This window comes from Microbacterium sp. LWO14-1.2, from assembly GCF_038397715.1.
Taxonomy (GTDB): Bacteria; Actinomycetota; Actinomycetes; order Actinomycetales; family Microbacteriaceae; genus Microbacterium.
Window position 1 is genome coordinate 2,406,529 of the sequence record NZ_CP151633.1, and the last position, 19,352, is coordinate 2,425,880.

17 protein-coding genes are annotated in these 19,352 nt (G+C 72.0%); 13 read left to right on the forward strand and 4 right to left on the reverse strand.

Features of this window, described 5'->3' with window-relative positions:
* Positions 1–67: 67 nt before the first annotated feature.
* Positions 68–574 (reverse strand): GNAT family N-acetyltransferase, encoded by a 507-nt coding sequence (locus MRBLWO14_RS11535; RefSeq protein ID WP_096715007.1) that lies wholly within the window; start codon positions 572–574, stop codon positions 68–70.
* 130 nt (positions 575–704) lie between these two features.
* Between MRBLWO14_RS11535 and MRBLWO14_RS11540 the strand changes: the two genes are divergently transcribed.
* The 8 genes from MRBLWO14_RS11540 (at position 705) to rocD (ending at position 10,173) form a co-directional block, all read left to right on the forward strand.
* Complete coding sequence (locus MRBLWO14_RS11540; RefSeq protein ID WP_341933303.1) at positions 705–1,265, forward strand: acyl-CoA thioesterase; 561 nt, start codon at positions 705–707, stop codon at positions 1,263–1,265.
* Between the two features lie 4 nt (positions 1,266–1,269).
* Positions 1,270–2,121, forward strand: a complete 852-nt coding sequence (locus MRBLWO14_RS11545; RefSeq protein ID WP_341933304.1) for an SDR family NAD(P)-dependent oxidoreductase — start codon at positions 1,270–1,272, stop codon at positions 2,119–2,121.
* Positions 2,122–2,288: 167 nt separating this feature from the next.
* Entirely contained in the window at positions 2,289–5,942 is a 3,654-nt protein-coding gene (locus tag MRBLWO14_RS11550) for a proline dehydrogenase family protein (protein ID WP_341933305.1), read from the forward strand.
* 157 nt (positions 5,943–6,099) lie between these two features.
* Positions 6,100–6,534 (forward strand): hypothetical protein, encoded by a 435-nt coding sequence (locus tag MRBLWO14_RS11555; RefSeq protein ID WP_341933306.1) that lies wholly within the window; start codon positions 6,100–6,102, stop codon positions 6,532–6,534.
* A complete protein-coding gene (locus MRBLWO14_RS11560; protein WP_341933307.1) occupies positions 6,534–6,764 on the forward strand; it encodes a helix-turn-helix transcriptional regulator in 231 nt (76 codons plus the stop codon). Before MRBLWO14_RS11555 ends, MRBLWO14_RS11560 begins: the two co-directional genes overlap by 1 nt.
* Before the next feature lies 1 nt (position 6,765).
* Positions 6,766–7,827 carry an NAD(P)-dependent alcohol dehydrogenase gene (locus MRBLWO14_RS11565; protein WP_341933308.1) on the forward strand — a complete coding sequence of 354 codons (1,062 nt, stop codon included), beginning with the start codon at positions 6,766–6,768 and terminating at the stop codon, positions 7,825–7,827.
* A gap of 247 nt (positions 7,828–8,074) precedes the next feature.
* Positions 8,075–8,965, forward strand: a complete 891-nt coding sequence (gene ddaH, locus MRBLWO14_RS11570) for a dimethylargininase (RefSeq protein ID WP_341933309.1) — start codon at positions 8,075–8,077, stop codon at positions 8,963–8,965.
* Positions 8,962–10,173, forward strand: coding sequence for an ornithine--oxo-acid transaminase (rocD, locus tag MRBLWO14_RS11575; protein WP_341933310.1), 1,212 nt, complete (start codon positions 8,962–8,964; stop codon positions 10,171–10,173). The genes ddaH and rocD overlap by 4 nt, the downstream gene beginning before the upstream one ends.
* Before the next feature lie 34 nt (positions 10,174–10,207).
* Here rocD and MRBLWO14_RS11580 read toward each other — a convergent pair whose 3' ends face one another.
* The 3 genes from MRBLWO14_RS11580 to MRBLWO14_RS11590 all read right to left on the reverse strand — a co-directional run bounded on the left by MRBLWO14_RS11580 (position 10,208) and on the right by MRBLWO14_RS11590 (position 12,494).
* Positions 10,208–10,627 carry a hypothetical protein gene (locus MRBLWO14_RS11580; protein ID WP_341933311.1) on the reverse strand — a complete coding sequence of 140 codons (420 nt, stop codon included), beginning with the start codon at positions 10,625–10,627 and terminating at the stop codon, positions 10,208–10,210.
* A 68-nt stretch (positions 10,628–10,695) separates the two neighbouring features.
* On the reverse strand, positions 10,696–12,048 hold the full coding sequence (locus MRBLWO14_RS11585; protein ID WP_341936191.1) for an MFS transporter: 1,353 nt from the start codon (positions 12,046–12,048) through the stop codon (positions 10,696–10,698).
* 5 nt (positions 12,049–12,053) lie between these two features.
* Entirely contained in the window at positions 12,054–12,494 is a 441-nt protein-coding gene (locus tag MRBLWO14_RS11590) for a MarR family transcriptional regulator (RefSeq protein WP_341933312.1), read from the reverse strand.
* A 141-nt stretch (positions 12,495–12,635) separates the two neighbouring features.
* Between MRBLWO14_RS11590 and MRBLWO14_RS11595 the strand changes: the two genes are divergently transcribed.
* The 5 genes from MRBLWO14_RS11595 (at position 12,636) to MRBLWO14_RS11615 (ending at position 19,340) form a co-directional block, all read left to right on the forward strand.
* Positions 12,636–14,057 carry a serine hydrolase domain-containing protein gene (locus MRBLWO14_RS11595; RefSeq protein WP_341933313.1) on the forward strand — a complete coding sequence of 474 codons (1,422 nt, stop codon included), beginning with the start codon at positions 12,636–12,638 and terminating at the stop codon, positions 14,055–14,057.
* 69 nt (positions 14,058–14,126) lie between these two features.
* Complete coding sequence (locus tag MRBLWO14_RS11600) at positions 14,127–15,704, forward strand: ABC transporter substrate-binding protein (RefSeq protein ID WP_341933314.1); 1,578 nt, start codon at positions 14,127–14,129, stop codon at positions 15,702–15,704.
* Between the two features lie 41 nt (positions 15,705–15,745).
* Positions 15,746–16,741, forward strand: coding sequence for an ABC transporter permease (locus MRBLWO14_RS11605; RefSeq protein ID WP_341933315.1), 996 nt, complete (start codon positions 15,746–15,748; stop codon positions 16,739–16,741).
* Between the two features lie 17 nt (positions 16,742–16,758).
* Complete coding sequence (locus tag MRBLWO14_RS11610; protein ID WP_341933316.1) at positions 16,759–18,594, forward strand: dipeptide/oligopeptide/nickel ABC transporter permease/ATP-binding protein; 1,836 nt, start codon at positions 16,759–16,761, stop codon at positions 18,592–18,594.
* On the forward strand, positions 18,591–19,340 hold the full coding sequence (locus tag MRBLWO14_RS11615; RefSeq protein WP_341933317.1) for an ATP-binding cassette domain-containing protein: 750 nt from the start codon (positions 18,591–18,593) through the stop codon (positions 19,338–19,340). The genes MRBLWO14_RS11610 and MRBLWO14_RS11615 overlap by 4 nt, the downstream gene beginning before the upstream one ends.
* The last annotated feature ends 12 nt before the right edge of the window (positions 19,341–19,352 follow it).

Sequence of the window (19,352 nt, forward strand, 5' to 3'; positions counted from 1 at the left end):
CGGGGCGCGCGCGGTGCCACGCGCGGCGCTGGCGCACGCGCACGCGCACACGCGCGGCGCGCGCGGATCAGCGGGTGAAGCGCACCTCGGTGAGGGTCTCGCCGAGGAAGGGCTCCGTGTGGGTGGCGCCGTCGAGCGTGAAGCCGTTGCGCGTGTAGAAGCGGTGCGCGCGGGGGTTGTCCTCGGCGACCCAGAGGTACAGGGGCTCGTCCTTCTCGACCGCGGCGTCGAACAGCTTCTGGCCGATGCCGGTGCCGTGCCAGGCGTCGAGCAGGTAGATGAAGTAGAGCTCGCGGAACGCGGGGGCGTCCTTGTCGCGCGCCGGACCGGAACCGGCGAAGCCCACGATCTCACCGTCGACGAGCGCGGCGTTCATCGTGAACTCGGGGCCCTGCGCCGCCCAGTGGGTCCACAGCTCGGCCATGCGCCGGGGCGAGACCTTCTCGAGCGCGGCCTTGCTGATCAGGTGGTCGTAGGTCTCGTGCCAGCACTGCGCGTGCACACGACCAAGGGCTTCCGCGTCCACATCACGGACCGGACGGACGATGACTTCAGGGTGGGCTTCGGCGCTCATGCGGTGACTCTACGCGCGGCGCACACGATCGAGAAATCGAGCAGGATGCCGAAATCCCGCTGTAACACCACCTGGAGGAATCGAACAACGATGTTCGCCGATCGTGCGTCGATGGCTACGATCGATCCTCGTGAACGTGATCTGGCGCACCCTCCTCGTGATCCTCGCAGCCCGCCGTCGCGCACGGCGTGGCAAGACCCTCGATCCGACCGCCGTCGGCACCATCCGGCTGACGACGCTGCCCAGCGACATCGACATCCTGCGGCACATGAACAACGGCCGGTACCTGTCGCTGTTCGACCTCGGTCGCTGGGATCTGCTCATCCGCACGGGACTCCTCGACGCCATGAAGGATCGCGGCTGGTACGCGGTCGTCTCCAGCGAGACGATCACGTTCCGCAAGTCGCTGCAGCTGTGGCAGCGGTTCGAGGTGCAGTCCCGATTCATCGGGCACGACGAGAAGGCCCTCTTCATGGAGCACCGCGCCGTCGTCAAGGGCCAGGTGTACGCGCGAGCGATCGTCCGCGCGCGGATGCTGCGCCGCACCGGCGGCACCGTGAGCAACGAAGAGCTCTTCGCCGCCGTCGGCAAGCCGGAGGGCGTGCGGGAGATCGACGCCTGGGTGCACGACTGGGCCGCGGCATCCGCTCTGCCTCCCGTGCGCATGCCCGCGCCGAGCGAGTGGAGCTGACGGCATGACGGATGCCGGCACGCACCGCCCCGCACGCACGCTGCTCGTCGGGTGCGGCGCGCTCGGCACGGCGCTCGGCGAGCGGCTCGTCGCCGAGGGAGGCGAGGTCACGGCGATCCGTCGCGACGCCTCGGGACTGCCTGCCGCGTTCTCGACGATCGAGGCCGACCTGCGGCATCCGCTCTCGTCGCCACTGCCGGCGTTCGACGCCGTCGTCGTCACGCTGCCGCCGGGCACCGGGCCGGAGGGTTCGATCTACCCCGCCGCGCTCACGCACCTCGCCGCCGCTCTGCCCGCTCGCCCGGAGCGCGTGCTCTTCGTCTCGTCGACCAGGGTGTTCGAGGGGTACGGCTCGCAGGAGTTCGGCGGATCCGACGGGCGCGCCCCGCTCACCGAGGCCGACCCGACGCTCACGACGGGTGAGCGCGGCGATGCTCTCGTCGAGGGGGAGCAGCTCGCCGTCGACCTGCTCGGGGCGATCGTCGTGCGCCCCGCCGGCATCTACGGTCCCGGGCGCGACTCGCTGATCCGCCGCGTGCGCGAGGGCGCCGCCGTCGACCACGAGCGCCGCACCAACCGCATCCACGAATCCGATCTCGTGCGGCTCCTCGACGTGCTCCTGCGCGCCGACGCCCCACCCGCCCTCGTGCACGCGATCGACCGGGAGCCCGTCCGGCTCAGTGCGGTCGTGGCGCACATCGCCTCACGGCTGGGCGTCGCGGCTCCGCCGCAGAGCGAGGGGGATGCCGGCGGCGGCACCGTGCTCGACGGGAGCCTCGCCCACGGGCTGCTGGGCGAGCTGTCGTACCCGACGTTCCGCGAGGGGTACGACGAGATGCTGGCAGCGGGCAGCTGACCCCGCCGACCCACCCCCTTCTGCGCGAGCCACCCCTCTGCGGCCCGAACGAACAGGGGTGGGTCGCGCACAAGGGGGTGGGTCGGCGTTGAGACGGGGGGGGCGAGCGCGAGGCGCGGCGGCGCGGGGGCGCGAGGAGAGGGGGCGCGCGGTAATAGCCTGAGCACATGGCCGACCCGATGCCGTCTGCAGACCCGTCCGACACTTTCGCGGACCGCGCGATCGACCTCGCCCGCCGCTGGGTGACCGAGGCGGCGGCCGCCGACGTCGACCCCGCCGCCGAGCGCCTCGCCGGAGTGCTGCAGGACACCAACGGCCTCCCGTTCACGCTCGGCTTCGTCGACGGCGTCATGCGCCCCGAGAGCCTGGGCGCCGCGGCATCCCAGCTCCACCGCATCGCGCCGATCGTGCCCGAGTTCCTGCCCTGGTACCTGCGCTCCGCCGTGCGGCTGGGTGGCGGCGTCGCGCCGATCCTGCCCGCACCCGTCGTGCCCATCGCTCGCCGCGTGCTGCGCGAGATGGTGGGCCACCTCGTCGTCGACGCGCGCCCCGCGAAGCTCGGCCCGGCCATCGCGAAGATCCGCGAGTCCGGTGCGCGCCTCAACCTCAACCTGCTCGGCGAGGCCGTGCTCGGCGAGGCCGAGGCGAAGCGCCGGCTCGACGGCATCCACGATCTGATCCGACGCCCCGACGTCGACTACGTCTCGGTCAAGGTCTCGGCGATCATCAGCCACATCTCGATGTGGGCGTTCGACGAGGTCGTGGAGGCCGTCGTCGACCGCCTGCTCCCGCTGTATCTCACGGCGGCGTCCGACCGCACCTTCATCAACCTCGACATGGAGGAGTACCGCGACCTCGATCTGACCATCGCCGTGTTCACGCGCATCCTCGAAGACCCGCGACTGCAGGGGCTCGAGGCTGGGATCGTGCTGCAGGCATACCTGCCGGACGCGCTACCCGCGCTGCAGGAGCTCACGGCCTGGGCGCAGGAGCGCGTCGCGCACGGCGGGGCGCCGATCAAGGTGCGGCTCGTGAAGGGGGCGAACCTCGCGATGGAGCGCGTCGAGGCGACCATGCACGGCTGGCCAACGGCGACCTACGACACCAAGGTCGACACCGACGCGAACTACCTGCGCTGCCTCGACTGGGCGCTGCGCCCCGAGAACGTGGCGGCGGTGCGGCTCGGGATCGCCGGGCACAACCTGTTCGGCATCGCGTACGCGTGGCTGCTCGCTGGAGAGCGGGGCGTGCGTGGAGCGACGGGGGCGGGCGCGGGTCCCGGCTCCCAGCCCCCGATCGAGTTCGAGATGCTGCTCGGCATGGCGCAGGGACAGGTGCAGGCCGTCTCCCGCGAGGTCGGCGAGGTGCTGCTGTACGTGCCCGTGGTGAGGCCCGACGAGTTCGACGTCGCGATCAGCTACCTCGTGCGGCGCCTGGAGGAGAACGCCTCTCCCGAGAACTTCCTCTCCGCGGCCTTCCGGCTGGGCGACGACCAGGCGCTGTTCGTGCGGGAGCAGGACCGCTTCCTCGACGCGCTCGAGCGCTCGACGTCGCCCACGCTGCGCACCGGGCCTCGTCGCACGCAGGACCGCCTCGCGCCCGTGCACGAATCGGTCCGGCCCGCCCCCGTCGCCCCCGCGCCGGAGGAGGACCTCACCAAGGCCGTGCTCGGCATCTCGCGCGGATCCGACGACACCGGCGCCCCGTTCCTGGAGACGGCGGTGTACTCGCCGCGCGAACTCGACCGCGCGGGCGACGGCGCCCCCGGATTCTCGAACACCGCCGACACCGATCCCGCCCTGCCGGCGAACCGCGAGTGGGCGGTCGGGGTGCGGGAGCGGATCGCGTCGTCGACGCTCGGCGACGACACGATCGCCGCCGCTCGCGTCGACGACGCCGGCGTGCTCGACACCACGATCGCGCGCACGCGGGGTGCCGGCGGGCAGTGGGGCGCGCGCCCCGCCGCCGAGCGTGCCGAGGTGCTGCTGCGCGCGGCCGCCGCGCTCGAGAGCCGCCGCGGCGACCTCATCGAGGTCGCCGCGGCCGAGACCGGCAAGGTGTTCGCCGAAGCCGACGTCGAGGTCAGCGAGGCCGTCGACTTCGCGCGCTACTACGCGGCGACCGCTCGAGAACTGGATGCCGTCGCCGGCGCCTCGTTCGTGCCGGCGGGCGTCACGGTGGTGGCCCCGCCGTGGAACTTCCCGCTCGCGATCCCCTCGGGAGGAGTGCTCGCCGCGCTCGCCGCCGGCTCGGGCGTCGTGTTCAAGCCGGCGCCGCAGTCGCGCCGCTGCGCCGCGGTGATCGCCGAGACCCTGTGGCAGGCGGGCGTGCCGCGCGACGCGCTCGCCCTCGTCGACATCGAGGAAGGCGACCTGGGGCGGGAGCTCATCACGCACCAGGGCGTCGACCGCGTCATCCTCACCGGCTCCTGGGAGACCGCGGCGCTCTTCCGCTCCTGGCGTCCCGACCTGCCGCTGCTCGCGGAGACCAGCGGCAAGAACGCCATGATCGTCACCCCGTCGGCCGACCTCGACCTCGCGGTGTCCGACCTCGTGCGCAGCGCGTTCGGGCACGCGGGGCAGAAGTGCTCGGCGGCATCCCTCGCCATCCTCGTCGGACCGGTCGGGCGCTCGCAGCGGTTCGCCCGTCAGCTCGCCGACGCGACGCGATCGCTGCACGTCGGCTGGCCGACCGACCCTTTGGCCGAGGTCGGACCCGTGATCGAGCGTCCGCAGGGCAAGCTCGCGTGGGCGCTCACCGAACTCGAGGGCGAGGAGCAGTGGCTCATCGAGCCGGCCGTCTCCGCCGACGATCAGACCGGACGACTGTGGCGTCCCGGCATCCGCGTCGGCGTGCAGGCGGGATCGCGCTTCCACACCGAGGAGTTCTTCGGACCCGTGCTCGGCGTCATGCACGCCCCGACCCTCGAGCGCGCGATCGAGCTGCAGAACGCCGTCGCATACGGTCTCACCGCGGGGCTGTACACGCAGGACCCCGCCGAGCTCGCGCTGTGGCTCGACCGCGTGCAGGCCGGCAACCTGTACGTGAACCGCGGCATCACCGGCGCGATCGTGCAGCGTCAGCCGTTCGGCGGCTGGAAGCGCTCGTCGGTCGGACCCGGCGCGAAGGCCGGCGGCCCGAACTACCTCATCGGCCTGGGATCGTGGCGGTCGCGGGCCACGGGCCCGGTGTCGAGCACGCTGCATCTGCGCGGCCTCGATGCCCGGATCACGGCCCTGATCGAGTCGGCCCAGCCGTCGCTCGACTACGAGGCGTTCGAGTGGCTGCGTCGCTCGGCGCTCTCGGATGCGCTCGCCTGGGATCGCGAGTTCGGCAAGGTGCGCGACGTGTCGCGGCTCGGCGTCGAGCGGAACCTCTTCCGGTACCGGCCGGTGCCCGTAGGGATCCGCGCCACGTCGGACGCGGGCTGGCAGGAGCTGCTGCGCGTCGTCATCGCGGCGGTGCGCGCCGGCGCCCCGTTCACGCTGTCGACCCCGGTCGGGCTGCCCGCGGCCGTGCGCCACGCGCTCGGAGACGTGGGGGCCACGGTCTATCTCGAGAGCGACGAGGACTGGATCGAGCGGATGCAGGCCGACGGCCACCCGTCGCGCGTCCGGCTCGTCGGCACGCGCGCGTCGGTCGGCGAGCTGCGCCGATCGCTCGCCGGCGCCGTCGGCGGCGACCCCGACCTCGCGGTGTACGACGGCGAGGTGACGTCGGCGGCGCGCATCGAGCTGCTGCCCTTCGTGCACGAGCAGGCCATCGCCATCACGGCCCACCGCTACGGCAACCCGGACGACTGGAGCGCCGAGGTCATCTGAGCGGGCCCGCCGATTCGAATCGCGCGAATTACCACCCGACGACCCTCGGGATTGCAAAGCAGGCGATTCGAAATGCGATATGTAAAAGATTCTTGACACCTGCGCGGGGGCGGCGTACCGTCCCTCATGTAAACAATCTTTTACATGAGGAGCGGTCATGGTCTACGAGGAGCGCAACGTCTGGGCGGGGCTGATCGTCAGCGTGCTCGTCATCCCCGCGTACATCGTCATCGTGCTGCAGCAGGCCGCGAGTACCCCGGTCGCCGAGATCGACTGGCTGCCGCCGATGCTGTGGACCATCGGCGTCGGCATCGTCGCCACCATCGTGGTCAGCGTCGTCTGGGGGATCGTCGCCGGCGCGCGCGACCCCGACGGCGTCGGCAGATCCGACATCCGCGACCGCGACATCAGCCGCATGGGCGGCCGGGTGGAGCAGGGATTCCTCGTGATCGCGGGGCTCGCCGTGATCGCCCTGTGCGCGATCGGCGCCGACGTGTTCTGGATCGCGAACGCCATGTTCGCGGGCTTCGCGGTGTCAGCGGTGGTCGGCGGCGTGGCCCGCGCCATCGCCTACCGTCGGGGTCTCGTCTGATGGTCAAGCCCACCCTCGTCTCCAACAGCATCCGCACGCACCGCGAGGCCGCGGGGCTGACCCAGGCCGAGCTCGCGCGCTCGATCGGGGTGACGCGCCAGACCCTCATCGCGATCGAGCAGGAGAAGTACTCGCCGACCCTCGAGCTCGCCTTCCAGATCGCCCGCGCGTTCGGCGTCGGCCTCGACGATCTCTTCCAGTACCCCGACACCACCCCGAAGGAGGGCTGACATGTCCGCTGCGAACCCCACTCACCGCGATGCTCCGTCCGCCACTCACAGCACCATCCCCGCGTGGAGCCGCGAGACGTACGGCCCCGCCGACGGGGTCCGACTCACCGGGATCCCGATGCCCGTACCGCGCCGCGGCGAGGTGGTCGTGCGGGTCGAGGCGACCTCGCTCAACGCCGGCGATGTGCGTCTGCTGCTCGGCGACCCGCTGCTCGTGCGCCCGGTGTTCGGCCTCACGAAGCCGAAGCACCCCGTCCGCGGCATGGAGGTCGCCGGCACCGTCGTCGAGCTCGGCCCCGACGTGATCGGCATCGATCTCGGCACCCGGGTCGTGGGCGAACTGGTCGGCGGGGGCGGGCTGGCCTCGCACGTCGCCGTCCCGGCATCCCGCCTCGTACCCGTGCCCGCCGATGTGGCCTCCGGGATCGCCGCCACCCTCCCGGTGGCCGCCGGCACGGCCTGGCAGGCGCTCGACCTCGCCGGCGTCGGCATCCGCTCGATCGGCGGGAACCCGGATGCCGCGCCGGGGCGCGTCCTCGTGATCGGCGCCTCGGGCGGAGTCGGCACATTCGCCGTGCAGCTCGCCGCCCTGCGCGGGGCCGAGGTGTGGGCGACGTGCGGGGAGCGCAACGCGCCTCTCGTCGAGCACCTCGGCGCCGTGCGCACGATCGACCACCGTCGCACACCCCTGTCGACGCTGCCCGGCGGGCACTTCGATGCCGTGGTCGACATCGCCGGCGGCATCCCGCTGCGCGACCTGCAGCGTCTCGTCAGCGACGGCGGGCGGGTCGTGCTCACCGCCGGGAACGGCGGGCACGTGCTGGGGCCGATGCCCCGCATCCTCGCCGCCGCCCTGCGCTCGATCGGGTCGCGTCGCCGCATCCGCTCGCTCATGGCGACGCCGCGGGCGGAGGTGCTGACCGCACTCCTCGACCTCACCGCCGAGGGGCGCATCACGCCGGTGATCGAGCGCGAATACGGCTTCGCGCGCGCCTCGTCGGCGCTCGCCCACGTCGAGGCAGGGCACACGGTCGGCAAGGTGGTCGTGCGCGGCGCGGAGTAGTCGGCGTCGACTCGCGGATGCCGGCCGATTCGAATCGCCTGAATCGCAGAACTCGGGGGTCGAAAGTTGCCAGGTGCGCGATTCGAAACCGCTCAGCGCTCTGGCCCCGGTCAGGCGACGGGTGACACAATGGGTGTCGGCGTGCTCGAGTCGCATCTTCCCCGAGCGCCGACTCCCTCGGAGCGGCACGGGTCGAAGGACCGCCGGGCCCCTGGACAGCGTCCGCCGCATCCGTTCGAGGAGCTCCATGTCTGTCGAAACCACTGCGTCCGAGGCCACCGCCACCGAAGCCACCGCGCGCACGGCGCACCACCGCCGCTACCTGATGTGCAAGCCGTCGCACTTCACCGTGAACTACTCCATCAACCCGTGGATGGAGCCCTCGAAGCCCACCGACACCGACCGGGCCGTGGCACAGTGGCAGAAGCTGCACGACCTGTACCTGGAGCTGGGCCACGAGGTCGAGCTCATCGAGCCGCTCGCCGGATACCCCGACATGGTCTACACCGCCAACGGCGGCTTCGTGATCGACGGCCGCGCCTACGTGCCCGAGTTCCGCTTCGTGGAGCGCCAGGGCGAGGCGCCCGCATTCGCCGAGTGGTTCCGCGGCGCGGGCTTCGACACGGTCATGCCCGAAGAGGTCAACGAGGGTGAGGGCGACTTCCTGCTCGTCGGCGACGTGATCCTCGCCGGCACCGGGTTCCGCTCCACCGGCGACAGCCACCGCGAGGTGGGCGAGGTCTTCGGCCGCGAGGTCGTGTCGCTGAACCTCATCGATCCGCGCTTCTACCACCTCGACACGGCCATCGCGGTGCTCGACCCCGTGCAGGGCGTCGAGAACGGCGGACCCGAGCACGCCAACATCGCCTACCTGCCCGGCGCCTTCGACGACGCGAGCCGCGCCGAGCTCGAGAAGCGCTTCCCCGATGCGATCCTCGTGTCGGACGAGGACGGCGCCGTGTTCGGCCTGAACTCCGCGAGCGACGGATACAACGTCGTCATCTCGCCGCGGGCGGTGGGCTTCGAGAAGCAGCTGCGCGAGCGCGGCTACAACCCGATCATGGTCGACCTGTCGGAGCTGCTGCTCGGCGGCGGCGGCATCAAGTGCTGCACGCTCGAGCTGCGGGGTGCGAAGTGACCGCGGTCGACGCGAGCGCTGTGGCCGAGCAGGGCACGGAGCCGCACGTCGCGCACAACTACCACCCGCTGCCGGTCACGATCGCGCGGGGTGAGGGCGCATGGGTCACCGACGTCGAGGGCAAGCGCTACCTCGACCTGCTCGCGGCGTACTCGGCCGTGAACTTCGGCCACCGGCATCCCGCCCTCGTCGCCGCGCTCACCGAGCAGCTCGGCCGCGTCACGTTGACGAGCCGCGCGTTCCGCAGCGACCGCCTCGAGCCGTTCGCGGCAGCCCTCGCCGAGCTTGCGGGCAAGGACATGGTGCTGCCGATGAACACGGGAGCCGAGGCCGTCGAGACCGGCATCAAGGTCGCCCGCGCGTGGGGCTACCGGGTCAAGGGCATCGCCGACGGCGCCGCGCGCATCATCGTCGCCGCGGGCAACTTCCACGGGCGCACCACGACCATCGTGAGCTTCAGCGACGACGAGCAGGCGCGCGACGGGTTCGGCCCGTACACGCCCGGCTTCGACGTCGTGCCCTACGGGGACGCGGATGCCGTCGCCGCCGCCATCACGGCCGACACCGCCGCGGTGCTCATCGAGCCGATCCAGGGCGAGGGCGGAGTGATCATCCCGCCCGAGGGGTACCTGCGCCGCATCCGTGAGATCTGCGACGAGAAGAACGTGCTGTTCATCGCCGACGAGATCCAGTCGGGCCTCGGCCGCGTGGGGGAGACGTTCGCCTGCGACCGCGAAGGCGTCGTGCCCGACCTGTATCTGCTCGGGAAGGCGCTCGGCGGCGGCATCCTGCCCGTCTCCGCCGTGGTCGGCGACAGTGACGTGCTCGGCGTCATCCAGCCCGGCGAGCACGGCTCGACGTTCGGCGGCAACCCGCTCGCGGCTGCCGTGGGGCTGCGCGTGGTGGAGATGCTCGAGAGCGGCGAGTTCCAGGAGCGCGCCCGCGCGCTCGGCGAGCACCTCGCGGCGGCGCTGGAGCCGCTGAAGGAGCACGGCGTGACCGCGGTGCGCATCGCCGGGCTCTGGGCCGGCGTCGACATCGACCCGGCGAAGGGCACCGGGCGTCAGATCGCGGAGCGCCTGCTCGACCGCGGCGTGCTCGTGAAGGACACGCACGGGCAGACGATCCGCATCGCGCCGCCCATCGTCATCCGCGCCACCGAGCTCGACTGGGCGGTGGAGCAGCTCAAGCACGTGCTGGGCGCCTAGCCCCGGCCGTCGTCGCGCCGACCCCGGCCTCGACTCAGGCCGGCGGGTCCTCGGGGTCGAGGGTGCGCAGGGTGTCGCGTTCCACGTCGTTGTCGGCGTCGAGCTGCGCGGCGGTCGTGTCGTCGCCGCCCAGGGGCACGTCGCGGTCGGGGTTCGCGTCGCCCTGGATCGCGCCGTGCGGCGACTCCCCGTGCGAGCTGTCGCCCTGGATCGCCCCGCCCTGCGACGCGCCCTGCGGGTCGCCGTCTGCGGCCTCGCCCTGGATCGCGCCGCGCGGCGACTCGCCGTGCGCGTTGTCGCCCTGGATCGCGCCGCCCTGGGCTGCGCCCTGCGCGCCGCCGTCGAGGTCGTCGGCGTCGCGGCCGTCGGGGGCGGTGTTGTGCTCGGGGTTGATGTCGGGGGAGCCCTCTGCGGGCTGCTCGGGGTGCGGAGTGCGTCCTGTGTTGTCGTCCATGTGCGTGACGTTACGCCGCTGGGCGCGGGGCGGCGAGGGGTTGACAAACCCGCGCCGGGCGATCCGCCTCAGTCCTGCTTCGCGATGCGGATCGGGGTGGTCGCTGTGGCCTTCTCGCTGTAGTCGACGGGCTCGGCGGATGCCGCGGGCTCGGCCAGTTCGGGCTCGTCGATGACGCTCAGCGGACGGGTCTCGTCGAGGGTCAGCAGGAAGCGGCGATCCTCGGCGCGACGGAGGCGTCCGGACGTGATGACCCAGATCGTGCCGATCGCGCATGCGACGAGACCGGCCGTGCCGCCGAGCATGATCGCGCTGCGGGGGCCGAACGTGTCGGCCACCCATCCCGCGATGGGCGCTCCGACCGGGGTCGATCCCATGATGACGGCCATGTAGAGCGCGAGCACCCGTCCGCGCAGCGCGGGGTCGGTCGTCATCTGCACGTAGCCGTTGGCCGTGGTGAGCAGGGTCACGATCATGAAGCCCGTGAACGTGAGGGTGATGGCGTACGTGAGGTAGGTGGGCATCGCGGAGGAGACGAACGCGGCGACGCCGAAGCCGCCGGCCGCGAAGATCACGACGCGCACCCTGGCGCGGTCGCGGCGGGCGGCGAGCAGTGCTCCGGCGAGCGAGCCGATCGCGAGGATCGAGCTGAGGACGCCGTACCCGTCTGCGCCGGCACCGAACTCGAGCGCCATGGTCGAGGCGAAGATGGGGAAGTTCATGCCGAATGCGCCGATGAGGAACACGGTCACGAACACGACGCGCAGATCGCTGCGCCCCCACACGTAGCGGAATCCGGCGGCGAGGCCTCCGCGACTGCGGCCCTTGAGGCGCGGTGCGAGCTGGCCGGTGCGGAGCAGGAGCAGGGCGACGAGCATCGCGAGGAACGTCGCGGCGTTCGCGATGAACACCCAGCCCGACCCGATCGCGACGATCAGCAGGCCGCCGACGGCCGGCCCGATCATACGGGCGAGGTTGAAGGATGCCGAGTTCAGGGCGACCGCGTTCGAGGTGTCGCCGACCGACACCATGTCGGAGACGAACGCCTGACGCGCGGGGGCGTCGAACGCGTTCACGACGCCGAAGGCCGCCGCGAAGCCGAACATCATCGGCAGCGTCATGAGCCCGTTCAGCAGCAGGACGCCGACGGCGATCGCGAGCAGCAGCAGCGAGGTCTGCGTCGCGAGGAGGATGCGGCGCCGCTCGAAGCGGTCGGCCACCCATCCGGTGAGGCTCACGAGCACGAGCGGCGGGCCGAACTGCAGGGCCATCGTGACGCCCATGGCCGCGGCGTCGTTGTCGGTGAGCTCGGTGAGCACGACCCAGTCCTGGGCGGTCGCCTGCATCCATCCGCCGACGTTCGAGACGAGGGCGCCCGCGAACCAGATGCGGTAGTTGACGTTCGCGAACGAGCGGAACATGGCGCTCATCGGTCGACCACCCGCCGCATCAGGGCGCTGGCCTCGCGCAGCGTCGAGAGCTCGTCCTCGGTGAAGTCGAGCTCGGCGAGCATGCCGGCGAGTAGCTGGTCGCGCCGGTGGATGGTCTCGGCGACGATCGCCGACCCGGTCTCGGTGATGTCGACCTGCACGCGTCGGCGGTCCTCCTCGTCGGGGATGCGCACGACGTAGCCCTGCTCGGCGAGGCCGTTGATCATGCTCGTCATCGACGGGGCGGTGACGCGCTCGGCATCCGCGAGGGCGGTGATGGTGCGTCGTCCGTGCAGGCGCAGGGTCGCGAGCACGGCGAGCTGCGCGTCGCTCATCGCGTCGACGGCTCGGGCGCACCGAAGGCGGCGGGCGAGCCGGAAGGTGGCGAGGCGCAGGTCTGTCGCGGTGAGGTGGAGGGAGTCATCGGACGCAGACATTACTTAGATAGTCTATCTAATCTCCGCGCCCGGACAAGGGCTTGCTCCGCCCACCGGTTCGTCGGATCAGACGAAGCGCCGCATTCTGTTCCGTCGGAGCGGACCAACGTCGATCGGCGACGCGGTGCCTAGAGTGAGGCCATGCAGAGCCCCCACGCGGTCGGTGAACACCTGCGGTCCACTCTCGGATCCCTGGTCGAGGCGCGCGGAGTGCCCGCGGCATCCGTAGCGGTCCTCGTCGACGGCGAGATCGTCACCCACGCCGCCGGACTCCTCAGCACGGCGACGCGGATCGAGGCGACGACGGACGCCGTGTTCCAGATCGGATCGATCACGAAGGTCTGGACCGCGACGCTCGTGATGCAGCTGGTGGACGAAGGGCTCGTCGACCTCGACGCACCCGTCCGGACGTACCTGCCGGAGTTCGCGCTCGCCGACGAGGCCGCCGCCGCGGCGATCACCGTGCGGCACCTGCTCAGCCACCGCTCGGGCATCGAGGGCGACATCTTCACCGACACCGGTCGCGGCGACGACGCCGTCGAGAAGTACGTCGAGCTGCTCGCCGAGGCGGCGCAGATCTTCGAACCGGGCGCGCTGTTCTCGTACAGCAACGCGGGCTACGTGGTGCTGGGCCGGCTCATCGAGCGGCTGCGCGACACGAGCTGGGAGCAGGCGCTGCTCACGCACCTCGCGACACCGCTCGGCCTGCGCAGCGTCTCGCCCAGCCCGTACGAGGCGATCCTGCACCGCGTCGCAGTCGGACACGTGGATGCCGGAGACGGCGGCGAACCGCAGCCCGCACCGTTCTGGGCGATGGCGCGCTCGAACGAGCCGGCGGGGTCGATGCTCGCGATGACCGCCGAGGACCTGGCCGTGTTCGCCCGTGCGCACCTCCGTGCCGCGGCTGGTTCGCCTGCGTCGGATGAGGAGCAGGCGGTCGTCTCGCAGGCCGCCGCGAACGCGATGCGCACGACGGAGGTGCGCCTGCCGCGCGTCGCCGGCATGGGAGCGGCCTGGGGCCTCGGGTGGGAGATCGATCGCGACGAGGACTCCGTGCTGTTCGGACACGACGGCAACACGGTGGGCCAGTCGTCGTTCCTGCGGATCGCGCCGGCGGCGGGTGTCGCCGTCGTGCTGCTCACGAACGGCGGCGACGGTGCCGGCCTCTTCCACGACCTCGTGGATCCGCTGCTGCGCGAGCTCACCGGAGCGGGTCTTCCCGAGGCGCCCGTGCCGTCTGCAGACGCGGCGCCCGCCGCGGCATCCGAGTCGTCCGCCCCGGACGTGAGCGGCTACCTCGGCGTGTACGCGAACTCCACCGTCGAGATGGAGGTCTCGCAGGACGCGGAGGGCCGACTCTGGCTCGAACAGCGCCCCACGCCCGAGCTGCGCGCACTCGGCGCCGAGCCCTCGACCGACGAGTTCGTGCCCTACGGCGATGCCTCGCTGATCGCCCGCGAACGCAAGGACGGCCTGCACCTCGTGCTCGCGTTCCTCGAACCGGCCGACGACGGCCGCGCCTCGTACATCCACTTCGGCCGCGCCGTGCCGCGGTCGCGCTGACCATCCGAACCCTCGTCGCCACGCGGCGTGCACCCCGATAAGCACGAACCCACTGCCTGGAGGAACGTCATGACACCGAATCGCACCGCCGTCACCGCCGTCGTCGCCGTGACCGCTCTCGCCACCGTGCTCACCGGATGCGGCTCGGACGGAGGAGGGGGTGAGCCGGTGAAGGGAGGCACCTTCACCGAGATCCTCGGCTCCGATCCGGGCAGCCTCGACCCCCAGCTCTCCGCGGGAAGCGCGCTGTTCGACATCAGCAAGCTCGCCTACGACACGCTCGTGAGCGTCGACGCCGACGGCGAGGTGCGCAGCCAGCTCGCCACCGAGTGGGAGGTCGACGGCCTCACCGCGACCCTGAAGATCCAGGACGGCATCACCTGCGGCGACGGCACGCCGTTCACCGCCCAGAGCGCGGCCGACAACCTGAACTGGATCTCCGACCCCGCGAACCAGAGCGGCTTCCTCGGGGCCTTCCTGCCCGTCGGGGTGACCAGCACCGCCGAGGGCGACACGGTCACGATGACCCTGTCGAGCCCGTCGCCGTTCCTGCTGCTCGGACTCTCCGGCCTGCCCATGGTGTGCGACACCTCGCTGAACGACCGCGACGGGCTCGCGGCCGGCACCGACGGCACCGGCCCGTACGTGCTCACCGAGGCCGTGCCGAACGACCACTACACGTACGAGCTGCGCGAGGACTACGCGTGGGGTCCCGGCGGTGCCACGGTCGACGAGGAGGGCATCCCGGCGAAGGTGAACGTGCGGGTCGTCTCCGACGGCACCACCGCGGCGAACCTGCTGCTCTCGGGCGAGGCGAACGCGGCCCAGCTCACCGGCCCCGACGCCGACCGCGCGATCAGCGCGAACCTCTTCCAGCGCGAGGGCACCGCGATCGCCGGCGAGCAGTGGTACAACCACGCCGAGGGGCACCCGACGAGCGACCCGGCCGTGCGACTGGCGCTCACCCAGGCGGTCGACTTCGACGAGCTCGCGAACGTCATGACCGCGGGCAAGGGCGGACCGGCCACGGCCCTCGCCGTCGTCGAGCCGACCGTCTGCACGTACGACGCGATCTCCGAGTCGCGCCCGGAGTTCGACGTCGACGCCGCGAACGCGACTCTCGACGAGGCAGGATGGGTGCGTGGATCGGACGGCGTGCGCGCCAAGGACGGGCAGCGCCTGAGCCTGACGTTCCTCTACGAGAACAGCCTGGGTGCCGCCGCCGCGGCGGCCGCCGAGCTCGCGCTCTCGGCATGGGAGGAGATCGGCGCCGAGGTCGACGGCAAGCAGCAGGACGAGACCGCGCTGCTGGAGGCGACGTTCAGCACCGGAGCCTGGGACATCGGCTGGCTCACGCTCAGCGTCAACAGCCCCGACCAGGCCATCGGCTTCGTGAGCGGCACCGTGCCGCCGGAGGGCTCGAACTTCTCGGCGATCGAGAACGCCGAGTACACGGATGCCGTGACGCGCGCGTCCGAGCTGAACGGCAGCGAGGGCTGCGACGTCTGGCAGGAGGCCGAGAGCGCGCTGTTCGCCGCAGCGGACCTCGTGCCGTTCGCCAACGCCACCGTGTACATGTTCGGCAACGGCGCCGAGTTCGACTGGACGGGCGTGATCGAGCCGACCAGCATCCGCCTGGTCGGCTGAGAGCCCCGCGCCGCCCTCGACCCTCGGATCGAATCGACGACATGACGACACTGACCACCCGCATCGCCGAAGACGACAAGCGCGTCGGCGACCACCGCTGGCTGAGGTTCGCACTCCGCCGCACCGGTCGGCTGCTCGTCTCGCTGTGGATCCTGATCACGGCATCCTTCCTCATGATCCACCTGGTGCCCGGGGATCCGATCCGCGCGGCGCTGGGGCCGACGGCCCCGGCCGCGGTCGTCGAGGCGCGGCGCGAATCGCTGGGGCTCAACGACCCGATCTGGCAGCAGTACCTCGACTACATCCGCGGGGTGTTCACGGGGGACCTCGGGGTGTCGATCGGGTCGCAGCTGCCCGTCGCCGACACGATCGCGCAGCGGCTGCCCGCCACGCTCACCCTCGCCCTGCTGGCCTTCGTGCTCGCCGTGCTCATCGCCATCCCGCTGGGCATGGCTGTCGCCGTGGCGACGCAGCGGGGCAGGGCCCGGGGCCTCGAGGTGGGCTTCAGCTCGACGAGCGTCGTGATCGGATCGATCCCGGACTTCCTCCTGGCGGTGGCCCTCGTTGCGGTGTTCGGCGTCCAGCTCGGATGGCTGCCGGTCGCCGGGCGCGAGGGACCGCTGTCGTACATCCTCCCCGTGCTCGCGCTCGCGCTGGGGCCGGCGGCGATCCTCGCCCGCATCCTCCGCATCGAGGCGCTCTCCGTGCTCGATGCCGACTTCGTGCGCACCGCGCACGCCAAGCGGCTGCGGGCGCCGCGCATCACCCTGCGACACGTGCTGCCGAACGCCGTGACCGCGACGCTCACGCTCGGCGGGCTGCTGCTGAGCGGCCTCGTCGCCGGCACCGTGCTCGTCGAGACGGTGTTCGCGTGGCCGGGGCTCGGCAGCACGATCGTCAGCTCGATCCAGACCAAGGACTACCCGCTCGTGCAGGGCACCGTGCTCGTCTACGGCGTGGGCGTGCTGCTCGTGAACACCCTCGTCGACGCCGCGCTCGCGGTGCTCGACCCCCAGTCGACGGCGGCCGAGGCATGAGGCGCACACTCGCGAACATGATGCGCACCCCGCTCGGGGCGCTGGCGCTGGCGCTGCTCGCGATCGTCGTGCTCACCGCCATCGTCGCCCCGCTCATCTGGGGCGAGCAGGCCGATGTCACCGACACCGGCGACCTGCTGGCCGGCCCCTCGGCCGAGCACCTCATCGGCACCGACAACCTGGGCAGGGACCTGCTGCTCCGCACGATCGTGGCGACGCGTCTGTCGATCGTGCTCGCGCTGCTCGCGACGCTCGTCGCCGTCGTCGCCGGCCTCATCCTCGGGGTGGCCCCGCTGCTGCTCGGGCCGGTGCTCGGCCGCGCGATGACCTGGTTCACGGGAATCGCGGTCGCGTTCCCCGGACTGCTGCTCGCCCTCTTCTTCGCGGCGATCTTCGGCAGCACGGCCACGGCCGCGGTCTTCGCGCTCGGCCTCGCCGGCGCCCCGTCGTTCGCCCGCCTCTGCCAGAACCTCATCGCCGGCATCGAGGCGCGCGACTTCGTGGCGGCCGCCCGCGTCGGCGGAATCGGCCGCGTACGCGTGCTGTTCCGGCACATCCTCCCGAACATCGGCGAGCCGCTCATCGTCAACTCGACCATCGGCGCCGGCGGCACCCTGCTCGCGTTCGCCGGACTGTCGTTCCTCGGTCTCGGCGTGCAGCCCCCGGAGTACGACTGGGGACGCCTGATGATGGACGGCCTGCGCGGCATCTACGCGAACCCGCTCGCCGCGCTCGCCCCCGGTCTGGCGGTCGTGATCGCCGGACTCGCCTTCAACCTCACCGGCGAATCGGCCGCCCGCAGCCTTGGTCTCGCCGACGACGCGCTGCTGCGCACCGCGACTCGCATCCGCCGCCGCACGCCCTTCGGCCGCACCGCCGCGCAGGCCGTGGCGCCCGCGGCGGAGGACGGGGCGGTGCTGGAGGTCGAGGACCTGCGCGTCGACTTCGAGGCCGCCGACGGCACCGTGGTGCACGCCGTGCGGGGGATCGACTTCCGGGTCGGCGCCGGGGAGATCGTCGGGATCGTCGGCGAGTCAGGGTCTGGCAAGTCGATGACCGCGCTCGCCGTCGCGCGGCTCGTGAACCCGCCGGGGCGGGTCACGGCATCCGCTCTGCGCTTCCTCGGTGTCGATCTGCAGGCGGCCGAGGGTCCGGCTCTGCGCCGACTGCTCGGCACCTCGATGGCGATGGTGTTCCAGGACCCCATGTCGTCGTTCAACCCGACCATGCGGATGGGCGCCCAGCTCGCCGAGGTCGCCACCGAGCACGCCGGCCTGAGCCGACGGGAGGCGCTCGACCGGGCGGCCGACCGGCTCGCCGCCGTGCGCATCACCGCGCCGAAGCGCCGCGTGCGGCAGTACCCGTACGAGTTCTCCGGCGGCATGCGCCAGCGCGCGATGATCGGCATGGGCCTCATGGTGTCGCCGCGCCTCATCATCGCGGACGAGCCGACGACGGCCCTCGACGTGACGGTGCAGAGCCAGGTGCTCGATCTGCTGCGCGCGATCCGCGACGAGGACGGCGCGTCGATCCTCTTCATCAGCCACGACATCTCCGTGGTGGCCGAGCTGTGCGACCGCGTGCTCGTGATGCGCTCCGGGGAGATCGTCGAGTCGCTGCCCGCGACCGACCTGTCGTCGGCGCGGCATCCCTACACGCGGGCGCTGCTCGCCGCTGTGCCGCACATGGCGACCGACCTCGACCGCCCCCTCGCGACCCTCGCGACGCTCGCGGCGGAGGAGGGGCGGGCAGCGGACGCCGGCAGCACGGCGGACGCCGAGGCGGATGCCGCGGGCGGGCCGGAGCCGGTGGATGCCGCCGGCGGCGATCACGAGGAGGTGGGCACCCGATGAGCGAGCTCGTGTTCGATCAGGTCTCGGTGCGCTACGGCGTCGGCCGCGGAGCCATGACCGCGGTGGACCGCGTCTCGCTCACGGTGCCCGAGGGCGGCGTGACCGGCGTCGTCGGCGAGTCGGGGTCGGGCAAGTCGACCCTGGCCAGGGCGGCCGTCGGGCTCGTGCCCCTGCACTCGGGGCACATCCTGCTCGACGGCGCACCGATCCCGAGGCGGGGGCCTCGCCCTCTGCAGATGGTCTTCCAGGACCCGTACTCCTCGCTCGACCCGCGGATGCCGGTCGGGGCGAGCATCGCCGAGATGATGCCGTCCGGCATGACCAGACGGGAGCGGGCCGCCGAGGCCGCGCGACTGCTCGAGCTCGTGCAGCTCGACCCCGACAAGGCCGATGCGCGTCCCTCGCGGTTCTCGGGCGGTCAGCGGCAGCGCATCGCGATCGCCCGCGCGCTGGCCGGCAGGCCGCGCGTGCTCATCGCCGACGAGATCACGTCCGCGCTCGACGTGCTCATCCAGGGCGCGATCCTCAACCTGCTCCGGGAGCTGCAGGACGAGCTCGGGTTCTCGATGCTCTTCATCTCGCACAACCTCGCGGTCGTGCGGTACGTCGCCTCGCACATGGCCGTCATGCGTGACGGCCGCGTGGTGGAGCAGGGGCCGACGGACGCCGTGCTCGACGATCCGCACGACGCGTACACGCGGCAGCTGCTCGCCGCGATCCCCCGACCGATCCAGTACACCCCCTGACCGCCAGACCCA

Bases quoted from the DNA above. Each gene is read 5' to 3' on its own strand.
- MRBLWO14_RS11605 (WP_341933315.1), top strand. From the start codon at position 15,746: ATGACGACACTGACCACCCGCATCGCCGAAGACGACAAGCGCGTCGGC.
- MRBLWO14_RS11615 (WP_341933317.1), top strand. From the start codon at position 18,591: ATGAGCGAGCTCGTGTTCGATCAGGTCTCGGTGCGCTACGGCGTCGGC.
- MRBLWO14_RS11545 (WP_341933304.1), top strand. From the start codon at position 1,270: ATGACGGATGCCGGCACGCACCGCCCCGCACGCACGCTGCTCGTCGGG.
- MRBLWO14_RS11595 (WP_341933313.1), top strand. From the start codon at position 12,636: ATGCAGAGCCCCCACGCGGTCGGTGAACACCTGCGGTCCACTCTCGGA.
- MRBLWO14_RS11550 (WP_341933305.1), top strand. From the start codon at position 2,289: ATGGCCGACCCGATGCCGTCTGCAGACCCGTCCGACACTTTCGCGGAC.
- MRBLWO14_RS11580 (WP_341933311.1), bottom strand. From the start codon at position 10,627: ATGGACGACAACACAGGACGCACTCCGCACCCCGAGCAGCCCGCAGAG.
- MRBLWO14_RS11535 (WP_096715007.1), bottom strand. From the start codon at position 574: ATGAGCGCCGAAGCCCACCCTGAAGTCATCGTCCGTCCGGTCCGTGAT.
- MRBLWO14_RS11585 (WP_341936191.1), bottom strand. From the start codon at position 12,048: ATGTTCCGCTCGTTCGCGAACGTCAACTACCGCATCTGGTTCGCGGGC.
- MRBLWO14_RS11590 (WP_341933312.1), bottom strand. From the start codon at position 12,494: ATGTCTGCGTCCGATGACTCCCTCCACCTCACCGCGACAGACCTGCGC.
- MRBLWO14_RS11560 (WP_341933307.1), top strand. From the start codon at position 6,534: ATGGTCAAGCCCACCCTCGTCTCCAACAGCATCCGCACGCACCGCGAG.
- ddaH (WP_341933309.1), top strand. From the start codon at position 8,075: ATGTCTGTCGAAACCACTGCGTCCGAGGCCACCGCCACCGAAGCCACC.
- MRBLWO14_RS11600 (WP_341933314.1), top strand. From the start codon at position 14,127: ATGACACCGAATCGCACCGCCGTCACCGCCGTCGTCGCCGTGACCGCT.
- MRBLWO14_RS11555 (WP_341933306.1), top strand. From the start codon at position 6,100: ATGGTCTACGAGGAGCGCAACGTCTGGGCGGGGCTGATCGTCAGCGTG.
- MRBLWO14_RS11610 (WP_341933316.1), top strand. From the start codon at position 16,759: ATGATGCGCACCCCGCTCGGGGCGCTGGCGCTGGCGCTGCTCGCGATC.
- MRBLWO14_RS11565 (WP_341933308.1), top strand. From the start codon at position 6,766: ATGTCCGCTGCGAACCCCACTCACCGCGATGCTCCGTCCGCCACTCAC.